At 74.3% G+C, this 18,745-nt stretch carries 1 protein-coding gene; it reads right to left on the reverse strand.

All coding sequences use genetic code 11. The features are described 5' to 3' along the window. Positions 1-10: 10 nt before the first annotated feature. A complete protein-coding gene (locus tag CG740_RS20070) occupies positions 11-18,562 on the reverse strand; it encodes a non-ribosomal peptide synthetase (RefSeq protein ID WP_100576562.1) in 18,552 nt (6,183 codons plus the stop codon). Positions 18,563-18,745: the final 183 nt, after the last annotated feature.

Genomic DNA, 18,745 nt, shown 5'->3' on the forward strand with positions numbered 1-18,745 from the left:
CGTCGGATCCTCACCGTTCGTCGTGGTCGGGGCCGCCGTACGCGGCGTCTTCGAGTTCACTGAGCACCTGTTCCTCCACCTGCTCCGCCAGTGCGGCGACAGTGCGGGAGACCAGGACGTCGCGCGGGGTGAGGGTCACCCCGAACAGGTCGTTGGCGCGGGACGCGATGAGCAGCGCGCGCATCGAGTCGCCGCCGAGCAGGAAGTAGTCGTCCTCGGCGCCCACGGTCATGCCGAGGGCGTCCTCCCACAGCGCCGCCAGTGCCTCTTCGGTGGGCGTACGGGGAGCGACGTGCTCGGCCGGGGCCGCCGGGGCGGCGGGAGCCGGGGCGGGCAGGGCGGCCCGGTCGGTCTTGCCGTTCTCGGTGACCGGGAAGCGCTCCAGGGACACGAAGGCCGAGGGCACCATGTAGCCGGGCAGTGAACGGGCGGCCAGGGCGCGCAGGTCCCCGTCCGCCGGCGCCGGGGCGCCGGGGGCGGTGAGCAGATGGGCGACGAGCCGGGGCAGACCCGGTTCGTCCTCGCGGACGCTCACCACGGCGTCCAGGACTCCGGGGTGGCGGGTCAGGGCGGCCTCGACCTCGCCGGCTTCGATGCGGTGTCCGCGCAGCTTGAGCTGGTGGTCGGTGCGGCCGAGGTAGTGGAGTTCGCCCCGGCCGTCGCGGCGCACCAGGTCACCGGTGCGGTACATGCGGGTGCCGGGCGGCCCGAAGGGGTCGGCGGTGAAGCGGGCGGAGGTCAGTCCGGGGCGGCCGAGGTAGCCGCGAGCCAGGGCCGGTCCGCCGAGCCAGAGTTCGCCGGGGACGCCGTCGGGGACCGGGCGCAGCCGGCTGTCGAGGACGTAGGCGCCGGTGGCGGGCAGGGGCCGGCCGATGGGTGGGGCGGCGCCGTCGGGGGCCAGGGGCGCGGACCAGGTGGCGACGACGGTGGCCTCGGTGGGGCCGTAGGAGTTGACCATGCGGTGGTGCGGGGCCCAGCGGGCGACCAGGTCCGCGCCGCACGCGTCGGCACCGACGATCAGGGTCTTGAGGTCGGGCAGGGTGCCGGGCGTCCCGTCCGGCAGGGTGGCGAGCGCGGCCGGCGGGAGCAGGGTGTGGGTGATGCGCTCGTCACGCAGCACCCGGGCCAGGGGTTCGCCGAGCAGTGGTCCCGGTTCGGGGACGACGAGGCGGGCGCCGTGCGGCAGCGAGGCGCACAGTTCGAGCACGGAGGCGTCGAAGCTGGGAGTGGCGAAGGCCAGGACCCGGTCCCCCTCGGTCACTTGGTAGTGGGCGGCCTCGGCCGCGGCGAACCCGGCGAGTCCGCGGTGGGTGACGACGACGCCCTTGGGCGTGCCGGTGGATCCCGAGGTGTAGATGACGTAGGCGGGATCGTCCAGGTCGAGCGGCCGCCCGCGGTCCGCGTCGGTGGGCCGGTGGACGGGGCCGTCGTCGCCCGAGTCGGCCTGCAGGGCGGCGACTTCCTTCGCGTCCAGGGTGAGGGTCGGAGCCGCGTCCCGGAGCATGAGCGCGATGCGCTCGTCCGGGTAGGCGGGGTCGACGGGCAGGAAGGCCGCGCCCGTCTTGGCCACCGCGAGCTGTGCCAGGACCATGTCGAGCGAGCGGGGCAGCAGCAGCGCCACGACGGCGCCGGGGCGGGCGCCGCGGGCGATGAGCCGGTGGGCCAGGCGATTGGCCCGGTCCTCGGTCTCGGCGAAGGTCAGCAGTCGGTCGGGGTCACCGAGTGCGGGCGCGTCCGGACTGCGGTCCACGGCGGTCTCGATCAGGGCCGGAAGGGTGGCCGGGGCCACGGGATCCGTCGCCGGGCGGGCCGGGCCGCGCAGCAGCCTGGTGCGCTCCTCGGAGGAGAGGATGTCGATGTCGTCGAGGCGGACGGTGCCGTCCGTGGCGGCCAGGGAACGCAGGGTGTGGAGCAGTTGCCCGGAGAGGGAGCGGGCCGTGTCCGCGTCGAAGAGGCGGGGGTCGTAGCCGAGTTCGACGGCGAGCCGGTCACCGGGCGAGACGACCACGGTCAGCGGGTAGTTGGTCGCCTCGCGGGCGTCGAGTTCGCGCAGGGTGAGGCCGTGGGCCCCGGCCGTGGCGTCCCCGACGGGGTAGTTCTCGAACACCACGAGACTGTCGAACATGGCCGCACTGGGCGGGAGTTGGGTGAGTCCGTGCAGCTCGTTGAGGGGCATGTGGTCGAAGCGGCGGTCTTCGGCGCGCGCCTCCTGAAGGGTGCGCAGCCACTCGGCACAGGGTGCCGTCCCGTCGATCTGCGCACGGGCGGGCAGCGTGGTGATGAACAGGCCGGTGATGGTGTCGGCGCCGGGCAGGTCGGAGGGGCGGCCCGAGACGGTGGTGCCGAAGCACACGTCGGGCGTGCCGCTCCAGCGCGCGAGGAGCAGCGCCCACGCGCCCTGCACCAGCGTGTTGAGGGTGAGCCGGTGCCGGCGGGCGAACTCCTGCAGCTCTGCGGTCCGTTCGGCGCTGAGCCGCTCGGACAGCCAGGTCCCGGAGCGGGCGGTGGTGTCCGGCGCGGGCCTGCGGTCGTAGGGCAGCGGGGTCGGTGCGGCAAGGTCGGCGAGGGCGCCGCGCCAGTGGTCGCGGGCCCGCCCGGTGTCGCGCCCGGCGAGGTGCGCGACGTAGTCGGCGAACGGCCTGCGCTCCGGCAGCCGGGGCTGCTCGCCACGGGCGAGCGCCGCGTGCGCCGCGAGCACGTCGCCGAGGACGTGGAAGACGCTCCAGCCGTCCAGCAGGACGTGGTGGAAGGTCCATACGACGCGCACCGCGTCCGGGCCGAGCCGTACCAGCGCGAGGCGTAGCAGCGGCGGACGTGCCAGGTCGATGCCCAACGCCTTTTCCGCGGTCAGGAGTTCTTCGAGTTCCGCCGGTCGCCGGTCCTCGGGCAGGCTGCTCCAGTCGTGCCGGGTGACCGGCAGGGTCACGTCCCGGTGGACGGTCTGGAGTGGTACGGGCACGCCGTTGAGGACGACGGCGGTGCGCAGCACCGGCGTGCGGTCGACCACGTGCTGCCAGGCGGCGGCGAGCAGGTCCACGTCGCGGGCCCCGTCGAGCACGAAGGTGATCTGCTCGACGTACAGGCCCTGGGCCGCCTCGTCCATGCCGTGCACGACCATGCCGGTCTGGGTGGGCGTGAGCGGATACACGTCCCGTACGTCGCGGCCGGTACCGGCGATGCGGTCGACGGCCGCCTGGTCGAGCGGGGCCAGCGGGAAGTCGGACGGGGTGCGGCCGCCGGCGCCGGGCTGGGCGCAGTGCCGTACGAGGGCCCGCAGTTCGTCGGCCAGCTCGGCGGCGAGGCGTTCGACGGTCTCGCGGCGGTGCAGGGCCCGCGAGTACGACCAGCCGAACTCCAGCCGCCCGTCGGTCACATGGCCGAGGACGTCGATCAGATGGGGCCGCTCGGCCGACCGGTCCATCCCGCCGGCGAGGCCGCCGTGCGGAGCGTGCAGCAGCCCGTCGGCGGCCGTCTGCCGGTCCTGCCGTCCGAGGTAGTTGAAGCTGATCTCCGGCAGGCCCGGCAGGTCGCGGGCGGCGGTGGGGCGCAGATGGCGCAGGGCTCCGTAACCGATGCCGCCGTGGGGTACGGCCCGCAGGTTCTCCTTGACGGCCTTGAGTGCGGTGCCGGTGGCCGCGTCCCGTGCCACGTCCAGAGCGATCGGGTACAGGCTGGTGAACCAGCCGACGGTGCGGGAGAGGTCGACGTCCTGGAACAGGTCCTCGCGGCCGTGTCCTTCCAGGACGAGCGCCACCCGGTCCCGCCCGGTCCAACGGGCCAGCACCCGGCCGAGGGCGTACAGCAGCACGTCGTTGACGCGCGTGCGGTAGGCGTCGGGAACGTCCTGGAGGAGCCTGCGGGTGTCCTCGGCGTCCAGACCCGCGGTGACCGTCGCCTCCTCCGCGGCGGTGTTCGCGCCCCCGGGCAGGTCGACGGGCAGCGGGCCCTCGGCCTGCTGGGCGCGCCAGTACGGGACTTCGGTGTCGAAGCCTCCGCCCGCCGTGTGGGCGGCGAGCCGCTGCCCCCAGGCACGGAAGGACGTGCTCTTGGCACCCGGGTCGGGGCGTTCACCGGCGCGCAGGGCGCGGTACGCGGTGTCGAGGTCCTCCAGGATCAGCCGCCAGGACACGGCGTCCACGACGAGGTGGTGGGCGGACAGCACCAGCACCGGCCGGGCGGTTCCTTCACCTCGGCGCAGGACGGCCCGCAGCAGGGGCCCGTTCGCCAGGTCGAAGCCGGCGTCCGCGCGGTGCTCGGGTCCGGTGGCCGGCGGCCCGTCGTGCACCTCCAGGTGCGGGGCCCCGCCGGGGGCGGTGCCGTGCTGGCGCCACGCCCCGGCGGCGTCCCGCTCGAAGCGGAGCCGCAGCGCGTCGTGCCGCTCCAGGACGGCGGCCAGGGCCGCCCGCAGCAGGGACTCGTCCGTGTCCTCGGCCAGCTCGTAGGAGACCGTCTGGCTGAAGTCGGACGGATCGCCGGGAAGGGTGTCGAGCAGCCAGTGCTGCACCGGGGTGAGCGGCACCTCGCCGACCACCGGACCCTGCTCGGCCACGACCGGTGAGAGTGGCAACTCCGCTGCGACCGCGGCCAGTTCGGCGAGCGTCTGATGGGCGAAGAGGTGGCGCGGGTTCAGGCCGAGTCCGGCCCGGCGGGCGGCGGAGACGATCTGGATGCCGAGGACGGAGTCGCCGCCGAGCTCGAAGTAGTTGTCGTCGGCGCCGACTTCGGGCAGCCGGAGCACCTCGCACCAGATCGCGGCGAGGGCGATTTCGGTCGCGGTGACGGGGGGACGGCCCGACCGGGTGCCCGCGCTCCACTCGGGATCGGGCAGCGCCCGGCGGTCGAGCTTGCCGGTGGCGCCGAGCGGAAGGTGCGCCAGCGTCATCACGAGCGCGGGCACCAGGTGGTCGGGCAGGGTGCGGGCCAGGAAGGCGCGCAGGTCCGCCGGTTCCGGGGCGCCGGCCGGGCCGGGCACCACGTATCCGATCAGTCGGCGGTGGCCGTCGTGCTCGACCACGCGGGCGGCCGCGGCCGCAACCCCGGGATGGCGGGTCAATGCCGCCTCCACCTCGCCGAGTTCGATGCGGAAGCCGCGGACCTTGACCTGGTCGTCCGCCCGCCCGAGGTAGACGATGTCGCCGTCGGCGGTCCAGCGGGCCCGGTCGCCGGTGCGGTACATGCGGCTGCCGGCCGGCCCGAACGGGTCGGGCAGGAAGCGGGACGCGGTAAGTCCGGGCCGGCGCAGATAGCCGCGGGCCACTCCGGTGCCCGAGAGGAACAGTTCGCCGGGGGCGCCGACGGGCACCGGACGCATCCGGTCGTCCAGGACGTAGGCGCGGGCGCCGCCGAGCGGCCGGCCGATCGGCGGGTCCCGGTCGGGGTCGGCGGGGTCGCAGGTGAACGCGGTGGCGTAGACGGTGGCTTCGGTGGGGCCGTAGATGTTGCGCACCTCGCAGCCGGGTACGGCCGCGCGGACCTGTCGCACGGTCCGGGCCGGCAGCCCCTCCCCCGCGAGCACCACGGTGTCCGCGCTCACGTGCACGGTGTCCTCGGCTAGGAGCCGGCCCAGGGCGGAGGGTACCGCGCTAAGCAGACCGGCACGCCAGGGACCGGGCCGCTCGGCCAGGGCCAGCAGGTCGCGGACGATCTCGACGCAGCCGCCGGTCATCAGGGGCGAGAAGATCTCGAAGACCGACACGTCGAAGTTGAGCGAGGTGGACGCCACGACATGCGCCAGACCGCGCCCGGTGAACTCGCCGGCGGCCCAGTCGGTCAGCGCGAGCACCGAACCGTGCGCGACGACCACGCCCTTGGGGCGGCCGGTGGAACCCGAGGTGTGGATGACGTACGCGGCGTGCTGGGGCAGCAGCGGGGCGTGCCGGTCGCCGTCGCCGAGCGGGGCGGCCGAGGCGGCGGCGAGCTTTCGGGCGTGGCCGGGGTCGTCGAGGACGATCCTGGTGAACGGGCCGTCTGGCAGTCGTCCGGCCGTCGCGGCAGCCGTGACGACGGCGAGGGGCGCCACGTCCTCGAAGAGGAACGCGATGCGTTCGGCGGGGTATCCGGGGTCGACCGGCAGGTAGGCGGCGCCGCTCTTGAGGACGGCGAGCAGCGCCACGACCAGGTCCCCCGTGCGGGGCAGGGCCAGGGCGACGTACCGCTCGGGGCCGGCTCCGGCGTCGATCAGCAGCCGGGCGAGGCGGTTGGAGCGCTCGTCCAGTTCGCGGTACGAGAGCTGGTTCTCGCCGTGGCGGACCGCCGGGGCGTCGGGGGTCAGGGCGGCCTGGCGCGCGAAGGCTTCCGGCAGGGTGTCCTGGGGTACGGCGAGGAGTGCTCCGCCGAACCGGTCGAGCAGCGCGCGGCCGTCCGCGGGGTCGGTGAGCGGCAGCTCGGCCAGCGTGCCGGAGGGCGCGGTGGCCATCGCGGTCAGCAGGGTGCGCAGGCTCTCCCCCAGTCCCTGGACGGTGGACTCGTCGAAGGCCGCCGGGTCGTAGTCGAGGCTGACGTCGAGGGTGTCCCCCGGCGCCACGACCACGCTGAGCGGGTAGTTGGTGGGCTCCAGGTCCCGTTCGGTCTCCATGGACAGGCCGTGCCGGGCCAGCGCGCCCTCGTCGAAGGGGTAGTTCTCGAACACGACGATGGAGTCGAACAGGTTGGTTCCGCCGGGCACCTCGCTCCACGTGCCCAACTGGGCCAGCGAGACGAAGTCGTGGCGCCGGGCCTCGGACTGGGCCGCCTGGAGTTCGCTCAGCCAGTCGAGCAGCTGGCGCCGCCCGTCGATCCGGGCGCGGGTGGGCAGCGTGTTGATGAACAGGCCCACCATGGTGGTGACGCCGGGCAGTTCGGCGGGCCGGCCGGAGACCGTGGTGCCGAACACCACGTCGTCCCCGCCGCCGTAGCGGGACAACAGCAGCGCCCAGGCGCCCTGGAGGATGGTGTTGACGGTGAGACCGGCGTCCTTGGCCGTCCCCCGCAGCCGGCTGGAGGTGTCGGTGTCGAGCGTCACCCGTACCGTGCCCGACGAGGCGCTGTGGTGGGCTGCGGTGGCCCGGCGGTCGCGGGGCAGTTCGGTCGGGGCGCGGAATCCGGCGAGGGTGGTCCGCCAGTACCGCTCCGCCTTGGTGGTGTCCTGTCCGGCCAGCCAGCCAAGGTAGTCGGCGAACGGCCGGCGCGCCGGGATCTGCGGCGGGCGCCCGGCGGTCAGGGCCGCGTAGCGCTCGCACACCTCGTCGAAGACCTGGGCGGCACTCCAGCCGTCCAGCAGGATGTGGTGGAACGTCCACACCATCCGTACGCGTTCGGGGCTGAGCCGGATCAGGACGAGCCGCATCAACGGCGCGGTGGCCAGGTCGATCCCGGCCAGGCGGTCCTCCTCCATGAGCCGGTCGAGGTCGGCCGCGCACAGGTGGGCGGGCCTGCCGCTCCAGTCGTGGTGGACGACGGGCACGGTGGCCCGGTGCCGGATCACCTGGACGGGTTCGGCGCTTTCCTGCCAGGCCGGGTGGGAGCGCAGCACCGGGTTGGCGTCCACGGTCCGCTGCCAGGCCTCGGCGAGGGCCCGGGGGTCCGTCACACCGTTCAGCACCAGCTGCACCTGGTTGACGTAGGTGCGCCCGTCGGGGTCGAGGAGGCTGTGGAAGAGCATGCCGGACTGCATCGGGCTCAGCGGCAGGAGGTCGGCGACGGCCCGTCCGTCACCGGCCAGCAGGTCCACCGCCCTCTGGTCGAGGCGGGCGAGCGGGAAGTCCGAGGGGGTGCGACCGCCCGCGCCGGGCTCGGCGCAGTGCGCCAGGATCTCCTCCAGGGCGTGCAGCATGCCCTCGGCGAGGCCGGTGACGGTGGACTCGTGGTGCAGGGCGCGGCTGTAGTGCCAGCTGATCTCCAGCCGGTCGCCCTCGACGCGGGCCACCACGTCCAGCAGGTGGGCGCGTTCGGTGTCGGGCGCGTCCGCGCCGCCGAGTCCTCCGCGCACTCCGCGGATCAGGGTGGCGCCGTCGGCCGACCAGTCGAAGCGGCCGAGGTAGTTGAAGCTGATGCCGGGCATCGGTGCGATGGCGGGCAGGGGGGTGCCCGCGAGATGGCGCAGGACGCCATGGCCGAGGCCGCGCTCGGGCACGGACCGCAGCTGCTCCTTGACCGCCTTCAGGGCGCTGCCCCAGTCGTCGGCGGGGACGCGCAGCGCGACCGGGAAGAGCGTGGTGAACCAGCCGACCGTGCGGGACAGGTCGACGTCCTCGAACAGCTGGTCCTCGCGGCCGTGTCCTTCCAGGCCGACGGCCACGGTCTCGCGTCCGGTCCAGTCGCCCAGGACCCGGCCGAGCGCGGTGAGCAGGACGTCGTCGATACGGGTGCCGTAGACGGCAGGGACCTGGCGCAGCAGTTCGTCGGTGCGCCGCCGGTCGAGCCGTACGGTGACCTCGCGGACGTCGGCCGTGGTGTTCCCGCCCTCGCCGTCCACGGGCAGCGGTTCGGCGCAGTGCCCCGCCGTGCGCGTCCAGTGGGCGAGTTGGTCCGTGAAGCCGCCGGCGTCGACGCGGGCGTGCAGGCGACGGGCCCATTCCCGCACCGAGGTGGTGCGGGCGGGCAGCCGTACGGGCTGTTCTGCCAGGGCCTGCCGGTAGGCGGTCTCCAGGTCCTCAAGGAGGATGCGCCAGGACACGCCGTCGACCACCAGGTGGTGGACCACGAGGAGGAGCCGGGCGGTCGCGGCGCCGTCGCCGGTGAACAGGCGGGCGGTGAGCAGCGGTCCGGTGTCGAGGCGGAACGCGGCGTGCGCCTCGGCGGTGGCGCGGTCCTCCCGCTGCCGTGCCGCGGCCGGGTCGAGACCGTCCAGCGGGCAGACGGTCAGCAGGTCGGGGGCGTCGGCGGCGGTGACGTGCTGGTGCCAGGTGCCGTCGTCCGCGGTGGTGAACCGGGAGCGCAGCGCGTCGTGCCGGCTCCACAGGGCGGCGAGGGCCTGGCGCAGGACGTCCGGGTCGGTGTCGGGCGCGGTCTCCACGAGGACGGACTGGTTGAAGAAGCCCGGCCGGTGCGGTGCCGGGTCGAGGAACCAGTGCTGGATCGGGGTGAGGGGGACCTCGCCCTCGACCTGCTCGGTGCCGGATACGGCGGCGGCCGTACCGGTGGCGTCGGCGAGCCGGGCCACGGTCGGGTGGCGGAACAGGTCGCGCGGGGTGAGGGAGAGCCCTGCGGCACGGGCCCGCGAGACGACCTGGATGCTGAGGATGGAGTCGCCGCCCAGCATGAAGAAGTTGTCGTCGACGCCGACCCGTTCGACGCCCAGCAGATCGGCCCAGATACCGGCGAGTGTCTGCTCCGTGTCGTTGCCGGGGGCGCGGTAGGCGCTGTCGCCGCCGGCCGCCCAGTCGGGGTCGGGCAACCGGCGCCGGTCCACCTTTCCGTTCGCGGTGAGCGGCAGCCGGGGAACGGTGACGAACGCGGCGGGCAGCATGTAGTCGGGCAGATCGGCGGCCAGGTGCGCGCGCAGTTCGACCGCGGCGGGCACGGCGGCCCCCTCGGCCGGGACGAGGTGGGCGGCCAGCCGCTTGCGTCCGTCGACCGTGTAGGGCGACACGACGGCCTCCGCCACGGCGGGGTGGGCGGTGAGCCGCGCCTCGATCTCGGCGGGTTCGACGCGGAAGCCGCGGATCTTGATCTGGTCGTCCGCGCGGCCAACGAAGTGCAGTTCGCCGTCCGCGCTCCAGCGCACGATGTCACCCGTGCGGTACATGCGTGTCCCCGGCGTCCCGTACGGGTCGGCGAGATAGCCGGCGGCGGTCGCCCCCGGACGGCCCGCGTAGCCGCGCGCCAGGCCCGCACCGGCGATGTACAACTCGCCCGGAATTCCCGGGGGTTGGGGCTGGAGCGTGTCGTCCAGGACGTAGACGCGGGTGTTGTCGAGCGGGCGGCCGATGGGCAGGACGGCGGGCAGCGGGTCACCGGCGCGGAAGGCGCGCCGGGTGGCGAAGGTGGTGGTCTCGGTGGGCCCGTAGCCGTCGACCACGGTCAGCCCGGGGCAGGCGTCCAGGACGCGCCGGACGACGGCACCGGGCACGGCCTCGCCACCGGTCCACACCTCGCGGGCGCCCCGCAGGCAGGTGGGGTCCTCCTGGGCGAGCAGCCGGAACAGACCGGCCGTCAGCCACAGGCAGCTGACGTGCTGTTCGGTGATGGCGTGCCGCACCACCGCGGCGTCCAGGTCACCCGGCGGGGCCAGTACGGCGGTGCCGCCGCGCAGCAGCGGCACCCACACCTCGTAGGTGGAGGCGTCGAAGGCGTGCGGGGAGTGCACGAGCACCCGGTCGTGTCCGGTGAAGGCACGGTCCAGGGCGAGGGCGGCGACGTCGCGCTGACGGACCGCGACCCCCTTGGGGGTGCCGGTGGAGCCCGAGGTGAACATCAGGTACTGCACCTGGTCGGGGTGGAGCACACCGGTGCCGGACGGCGTGCCGGCCCCCCGCGTCGCCGTGCGGTCGTCCACGCGCCGCACGGCGTCACCGGGGAGCAGGTCCCGGGCGGTCTCCTCGCCTTCGGCGTCGGTGAGCAGCAGGGTCACGTCCGCGTCGGCGAGCATGCGGCGCAGCCGCTCGCGCGGCGCCCGGCCGTCGAGGGGTACGTACACCCCGCCGGTGCGTACGAGCGCGAGCTGGGTGACGACGAGGTCGGCGGACCGGTCCATCAGGACGCCCACGGCTCGCTCGGCACGTACCCCGAGGGCGGCGAGCCGCTCGGCCAACTCCCCTGCGCGGGCGTCGAGTTGTCGGTAGGTGAGCCGCTCGTCACCGGCTTCCAGGGCGATCGCGTCGGGAGTGTGGCGCACCTGTGAGGCGAAGAGTTCGGCGACCGTGGTCCCGGCCAGCTCGGTGGTGGTGTCGTTCCAGGTGCGCAGGACCTGTTCGCGCCGGTCGGCGGCCAGCAGCGGGATGCGGGCGGGCGGCAGTTCCGGTGCGTCGGCCATCCCGGTGAGCAGCACGGCGAGGTATTCGGCGCACCGCTCGACGGTCGCGGCGTCGAACAGTTCGGGGTCGTAGCCGAGCCGCAGCGCGAGTGCGGGGCCGGGGTAGGCGACCAGGCCGAGCGCGTAGTTGGTGGTCTCGATGCCGTCGAGGTCGCTCAGTACGAGGCCGTGGTCGGAGAGGTCGTCGTCCCTCGGATAGTTCTCGAAGACGACGATGCTGTCGAACAGGGCGGCCCGCTCGGGCAGTTCGGTGAACGCCTTCAGCCGGTTCAGCGGCAGATGGTCGTGGCCGCGGTCCTCGCTCTGGTCGCTCTGGAGCGAGCGCAGCCAGTCGCGGAGGGTGCCGTCGGCGGGGACGGTGACCCGGGTCGGCACGGTGGTGATGAACAGGCCGGTGATGGACTCGGCGCCCGACAGCTCAGCCGGGCGGCCGGATCCCGTGGTGCCGAACACCACGTCGGAGCGGCGTGACTGCCGGCTCAGCAGGATGGCCCAGGCGCCCTGCACCAGGGTGTTGAGGGTCAGACCCGAGGTGCGTGCCAGTTCCTCCAGGGCGCCGGTCGTGGCCTCGGGCAGGGTGACCGTCACGGCCTCGGTGGACTCGGCGCGGTGCGCCTCGCGGGGCTCGCGGTCGTAGGGCAGCGGGGTGGCCTCGTCCAGTCCGGCGAGCCGCCGGCGCCAGTACTTCTCCGCCTCGTCGTGGTCGCGCTCGCCCAGCCAGGCCAGGTAGTCCCGCCAGGGCCGCCGGTCGGGCAGGGCCGTGGCGCCGGGCCTGCCGGTGAGGGCGCTGTGGCAGGTGAACACGTCCGAAAGGACCTGGAACAGGCTCCAGCCGTCCAGGAGCAGATGGTGGAAGGACCACACCACGCGGACGGCGCTGTCCGAGACCCTGGCCAGCAGCAGGCGCTGGAGCGGACCGCCGACCAGGTCGATCCCGGCGGCACGGTCCTCGCTCAACAGGGCGTCCAGCTGGTCGCGGGACTCGGCGACGGTCAGGCCGCGCCAGTCGAGGACGGTCACCGGCACCGGCACGGCGTGCCCGACCACCAGCAGCGGTTCGGGCACGTCCTGCCAGACGACCCGGCCGCGCAGGACGGTCGTGGCCTCGGTGACCTGCTGCCAGGCCGCCGCGAGGAGGTCGGTGCGCTCCACTCCGTCCAGGACGAAGGTGACCTGCTGGAAGTAGACACCGCTGTCCTGGGAGAGACCGTGGAAGAGCATGCCGGCCTGGGTCGGCGTCAGGGGCAGGACGTCTTCGACGGCGGCCGGAGCGTCTCCCACGAGGCGGTCGACGGCACTCTGGTCGAGCCGGGCGAGCGGGAAGTCGGACGGCGTACGCCCGGCGGCGGCCGGCCCGGCGGCGTAGCGCGCGAGCTCGGTCAGCGCACGGGCGTAGCCGTGGGCGAGAGCCTCGACCGTGTCCTCGTGGTGCACCTGGTCGGAGTAGAACCAGGTGAATTCCAGTGCGTCGCCGTCCAGTCGGCCCACCAGCTCCAGGGCGTGCGGGCGCTCGGCCTCCGGGTCGGCGTCCAGCTCCAGCGGCCGGAAGGTACCCCGGTACAGCCCCGTGCCCGTCTCCCCCGGGGACATCCGCCCCAGGTAGTTGAAGCTGATCCGGGCCGCGGGTGCGGTCGGTTGGGCGTCCGGGCCGGCCAGGTGGCGGAGCGCGTCGTGGCCGATGCCGTGCCGTGGCACGGCCCGCAGCTGCTCCTTGACCTGCTTGAGCACGGCGTCCCACGATGCCTGCTCCGGTACGGCGAGGGCGACGGGGTGGCGGGTGGTGAACCAGCCGACGGTACGGCTGAGGTCGAGATCCGCGAAGAGCTCCTCGCGGCCGTGGCCCTCCACGTCGACCACGACCCGCTCCTGGCCGCTCCAGGCGGACAGAGCGCGGCCGAGCGCGGCGAGCAGGACGTCGTTGGCCTGGGTGCGGTAGGTCTCGGGCAGCCGGCGCAGCAGGGCCGCGGTGTCCTCTGCGCTCAGCCGGACGGTGACGGCGCGGGCGGAGGCGTACGTGTTGCGGCCCGGCAGGTCGGTGGGCAGATCGGTGCCGGCCGGCAGCGCCGCCTGCGCCCAGTAGGCCCGTTCGTCGTCGAAGCCGCCGCCGCTGGTGTGTGCGGCCAGCCGCTGCGCCCACTGGCGCAGCGGCGAGGACTTGGCGGGCAGGGCGGTCGTGCCGTTCCTGCCGTCGCGGCGGGCGAGGTAGGCGCTGTCCAGGTCTTCCAGGAGCACCCGCCAGGACACGCCGTCCACGACGAGGTGGTGCACCGCGAGGTGGAGAGCCGGGGCGCATCCGGTGCCCCGGTCGTGCAGCACGGCCCGCAGCAGTGGACCGCGCGCCAGGTCGAAGGCCCCGAAGTGGGGGCTGTCGGTGTCCGGGCCGCGGTGCCTGGTCAGGGTGACGCGGTCGTCCCGGTCGGTGATGTGCCAGGCCGGCGGTGTGCCGGGGCCGGTGTCGAAGCGGGAGCGCAGGGCGTCGTGGTGGGCGACGAGATCGTTCAGGGCGCCTTCGAGCGCCTCGGCGTCCACGTCGTCGGGCACGAGCACCGACAGGGTCTGGGCGAAGTGTGCGGCCCGGGCGCTGTCGGTGGCGAACAGCCAGTGCTGGATGGGCGTCAGCGGGGCCGGGCCCTCGGGGTCCACCCGGGCGGGGCCCGGGCGCTGCGGATCGGCGGCGTCGGCGCAGCGGGCAAGGGCGGCGAGGGTCTGGTGGCGGTAGATGTCGCGGGAGGTGACGGTCAGTCCCTCCTGCCGGGCCCGCGCCACCACTTGGAGGCTGAGGATCGAGTCGCCGCCGAGCTCGAAGAAGTTGTCGTCCACGCCGACACGGTGGACGGAGAGCGCCTCGGCCCAGACGGCCGCCAGGGTGCGCTCGGTGGCCGTGCGGGGCGGGACGTGGCGCGCGGCCCGGGTGGTCGCGGGGCCGGGCTTCGGCAGGCGGGCGCGGTCGAGCTTGCCGTTGGGGTTGAGCGGCAGCTCCTCCAGGAGCAGCACGGAGGCGGGCACCATGTAGTCGGGCAGCGTCTGCGCGAGCGTCCGGCGTACGGAGTCGGGTGTGACCGCTTGTCCGGGCACGGGCACCACATAGCCGGTCAGACGGCGGTTGTCGTCGTCCCCGGAGACGGCGACGGCGGCTTCCGCGACGCCGGGGCAGCGGCGCAACGCCTCTTCCACCTCGCCGAGTTCGATGCGGAAGCCGTGCACCTTGACCTGCTGGTCGGTCCGCCCGAGGTACTCCAGTTCACCGCCGGCGGTCCACCGCACCAGGTCTCCCGTGCGGTACATGCGAGCGCCCGGGCCGCCGAAGGGGTCGGCAACGAACCGCTGGGCGGTGAGGCCGGGACGCCCGAGGTACCCGCGCGCGAGCCCACCGCCACCGAGGTACAACTCCCCCATGACACCGAGGGGTTGAGGACGCATGCGGCCGTCCAGGACGTATGCGCGGGTGCGCGCCACCGGGCGGCCGATGGGCGGTGCCTGGTCGGCCGCCCGGTCACCGGCGAACCAGGCCGTGGCGTAGACGGTGGCCTCGGTCGGCCCGTAGGCATTGACGATGGTGCAGGAGGGCAGGGCGGCCCGCAGGTCCTGGACGGTCTGTGCGGGCAGCGCTTCTCCGGCCAGGACGGCGGTGTCCGCCGCCACGGGTGCCTCGTGCCCGACGAACAGCCGGGACATGACGGAGGGCACGCCGCTGATCAGCCCGCTCCGTCCCTCGCCCGCGTCGGCGAGTGCGGTCGGGTCGGCGACCACCTCCACGCTGCCGCCATTCAGCAGGGGGCAGAGCAGCTCGAACACCGAGACATCGAAGTTGAGGGAGGTGGAGGCGATCACCGGCTCCGGTGCGCGGTCCCCGAACTGCTCCCCCGCCCAGGCCGCCAGCGCGGCCACCGTGCGATGGGTGACGACAACGCCCTTGGGCCGGCCGGTCGAACCCGACGTGTAGATGACGTAGGCCGGATGATCCGGCAGCAGGGGTCGCGACCGTTCGGCGTCGGTGAGGTCCGCCGAGGACCGGGAGTCCGCCGGAGCGCCGCTGCCGGCGCTCAAGTCCCCGATGATCAGCGGTTCGCAGTCCGGCGGCAGCGCGGCGGCCGTCTCGGCGGTGGCCACGACGAGCGCGGGCCGCGCGTCGGAGAGCATGTAACGGATGCGTTCGGCCGGGTAGTTCGGGTCGACGGGCAGATAGGCCGCGCCGGACTTCAGCACCGCGCACAGCACGACCGGCAGTTCGACGGTGCGCGGCAGGCACAGCGCGACCAGCGTTTCCGGAGCCGCCCCCCGGGCGATCAGCTCGCGGGCCAGGCGGTTGGCGCGGCGCTCGACCTCGGCGTAGTCGAGTCGCTCGCCGCCGTGGGTGACGGCGGTGCGGCCGGGGGTCCTGGCCACTTGGGCACGGAACAGCTCGGGCAGGGTGGCGTCGTCCGGTTCGGCGTCGACCGCCGGGTTCCAGGAGTCCAGGAGGGTGCGCTGCTCGTCGTCGGAGAGCAACGACAGTTCGGCCAGAGTGCGTCCCGGGCCGTCGGCCATCGCCTCCAGCAGTCGTTGCACATGGCGGGCCATCCGGGCCACGGTCGCCGGCTCGAACAGGTCGGTGTTGAACTCGGCTGTCAGCACGCATCCGCCGTCCGCGTCCGGCGTGAACTCCAGGACGAGATCGAAGCGGGCCGCGGGCCGCGGCAGCGGATGGTCGTCGAACCGCAGACCGCCCGCGCGCGGTGGGGCGGTCGCCGTCTGCTGGACGACGAGCGCCTGCACCAGCGGGGTGCGGCTCGGGTCGCGGGGCACGGCCAGTTCCTCGACCACCCGGTCGAAGGGCACCGCGTCGTGGGCGAAGGCGTCGAGCAGCGTGGTGCGCATCCGCTCCACGAACCGGTCGACGCTGGCCCGCTCGTCCACGTCGGCGCGCACCACCACGGTGTTCGCGAAGAAGCCGACCACGTCCTCCAGCTCCTGGCGGTCGCGGCCGGTGGTGATGGTGCCGAACGCGACATCCCGCTGTCCCGAGTAGCGCGCGAACAGCAGGGCGCAGGCACCCGCCAGCACCGTGAACACGGTGGTGCCACGTCCGGTGGCTAGCGTACGCAGCCGTGCCATCAGGGCGGGCGGAAGGTGACGGCGGTGTCCGGCCCCCGAGGTGGTGCGCACTGCGGGCCTGGGGTGGTCGGTGGGGAGCTCCAGTTGCTGGACCCCCTCCAGGTGCCGGCGCCAGTAGCGCAGATGGCCGGCCTCTGCCTCCGAGCCCCGCTGTGCCTGTTCCCAGACCGCGAAGTCCGGGTACTGCACGGCCGGTTCGGCCAGGCCGTCCGGCTCGCCTGTGGTCTCGGCCCGGTAGAGCGCGGCCAGTTCCCGGGTGAGGATGCCGACGGACCAGCCGTCGGTGACGATGTGGTGCTGGGCGAGCAGCAGCAGGTGGTCGGCGTCGTCGAGTCTGATCAGGAGGGCGCGGGTGAGGGGGCCGGTCGCCAGATCGTGCGGGCGGCCCAGCTCGTCGGCCAGCAGTTCCTCTGCGGCGCGTCGGCGGTCGGCATCGGGCGCGTCGGCGAGGTCGGCGATCTTCAGCGGCAGTTCGGGGCTGGCGGCGATGTGCTGGGTGCCCTGGCCGCCGTCGGTGCGGAAGGTGGTGCGCAACGCGTCGTGCCGGGCGGCGAGCCGGAGCAGGGCGCGGCGCAGTGCGTCGGTGTCCAGGGCGCCGCGCAGGCGCAGGGTCAGGCCGGTGTTGTACTCGGGGCCGCCGTCGGCGAGGTCGTCGAGGAACCACAGTCTGCGCTGTGCGCTCGACAGCGGCAGGCCGCCGGTGCGCGGGACGGCCGGGATCGGTTCGGCGGCCACGGCGGCGGAGGGGTCGCCGAGCAGGGGGGCCAGGGCTTCGACCGTGCGCGAGGTGAACAGGTCGCGGACGGTCAACCGTATGCCGAGGTCTTCCCGGATCCGGGACAGGACACGGGCGGCGAGGATGGAGTCGCCGCCCAGGTCGAAGAAGTCGTCACCGGCACCGACGACGTCGACGCCCAGGACATCGGCCCAGATCCCGGCGAGAGCCACTTCCTGCGGGGTGCGTGCGGCGACCAGGTCGGCACGTGTGGTCAACTCCGGTGCGGGCAGGGCGGCATGGTCGGTCTTGTTCTGCGGGGTGAGCGGCATCCGCTCCAGGACGACCAGGGCCGACGGCACCATGTGGGCGGGCAGTACGGCGGCGAGGGCGGCGCGGAGGGACGCGGGGTCGGGAGGTGATCCGGGCTCGGCGGGGGTCGCGTATCCGACGAGGCGGGGGCGACCCGGTTCGTCCTCACGGACCACGACGGCTGCCTCGCCCACGCGCGGGTCACTGCCCAGAGCGGCCTCGATCTCACCGGGTTCGATGCGGAAGCCGCGGATCTTGACCTGGCGGTCGAACCGCCCGAGGTAGTCGAGCTCGCCGTCCGGGCGCAGCCGGGCCCGGTCGCCGGTGCGGTACAGCCGGGCCCCGGGTGCCCCGAAGGGGTCCGCGACGAATCGGGTCGCCGTCAGGCCCGGCCGGCCCAGATAGCCGCGGGCCACGGCATCGCCGCCGATGTACAGCTCGCCGTCCGCACCGGGCGGGACGGGGCGCATCGCGGTGTCCAGGACGTGGACGCGCGTGTGGGGCAGGGCCGCGCCGATGGCGGGGGTGCCCTGCCCGGCGGACAGTTCGCCCGTCCAGGTGGCCACGATGGTGGCTTCGGTGGGGCCGTACGAGTTGATCATGCGGCGGCCGGGCGCCCAGCGGTCCACCAGGCCCGCCGGGCAGGCCTCGGCGCCCACGATCAGGGTGCGCAGATGACGTCCGGTCCCCTGCGCCGGGTCCGGCAGGGTCGCCAGCGCGGCCGGCGGGATGAGGGCGTGCGAGATGTGGTGCTCGTCCAGGGCCGTGGCGAGTTCGTCACCGAGCCACGGGCCGTCCGGCGGGACGACGAGCGTGGCGCCGACCAGAACGGAGATGAACAGTTCGAGGACGGAGGCGTCGAAGCTGGGTGAGGAGAACTGCAGCACCCGGTCGCCGGGACCCACGGCGTACCGGTCGGCGGCGGCCTCCGTGAATCCGCCGATGCCGCGGTGGGTCACCGTCACGCCCTTCGGGGTGCCCGTCGACCCGGACGTGTAGATCACGTAGGCGGCCCGGTCGGGACCGGCCCCGCACGCGGCCCGCTCCCCCGACGACGCGTGCTGCTCGTCCTCCATCAGCTCGGAGACGTTCCGCGGATCGTCGAGGATCACCGCGGGCGCGCTGTCGGCGAGCATGAGCGCCCGTCGCTCGGCGGGGTAGCCCGGGTCCACCGGCAGGAAGGCCGCACCCGCCAGGGCCACGGCGAGTTCCGCGGCGATCAGCTCCATGGACCGCGGCAGCACCAGCGCGACCACCCGGTCCGGCCCGGCACCCGAGTCGACCAGGTGAGCCGCCAACCGGCCTGCGCGCTCGGCCAGTTCGCCATAGGTCCAGGTCCGCCGCCCGTCGGTCAGGGCCGGGGCGTGCGGTGCGCGGGCCACCTGCCGCGCGAAGAGTTCCTCAAGCGTCGGCAGCTCCTGCTCTCGCGCGGGGCCGCCGTCCCGGGAACGCGTGGTCGCGGGCAGGGGGGTGACGTGCGGGTCCGTCATGGGTCCAGTCCTTTGAAAGCCACGGGTGGCGCGAGTGGGCGGCTAGATCGAGATGGGGCGGGCGGGTCGCGTCGCGCGAAGGTGCGACGGGCTGCGGGGCGCCAGTGAGCCGCCTTGCGGCGGGCTCGGCCGGGCAGCCACCGGAGCGAGCCGGGAGCTGCCCCCGCTGTCACGGCGCGGGGC

The sequence above is a fragment of the Streptomyces sp. CB01201 genome, assembly GCF_002803085.1.
Classification (GTDB): domain Bacteria; phylum Actinomycetota; class Actinomycetes; order Streptomycetales; family Streptomycetaceae; genus Streptomyces; species Streptomyces hundungensis.

What these genes read in the sequence shown, in the direction of transcription:
- CG740_RS20070 (WP_100576562.1), bottom strand. Translation starts at nt 18,562, where the DNA reads ATGACGGACCCGCACGTCACCCCCCTGCCCGCGACCACGCGTTCCCGG.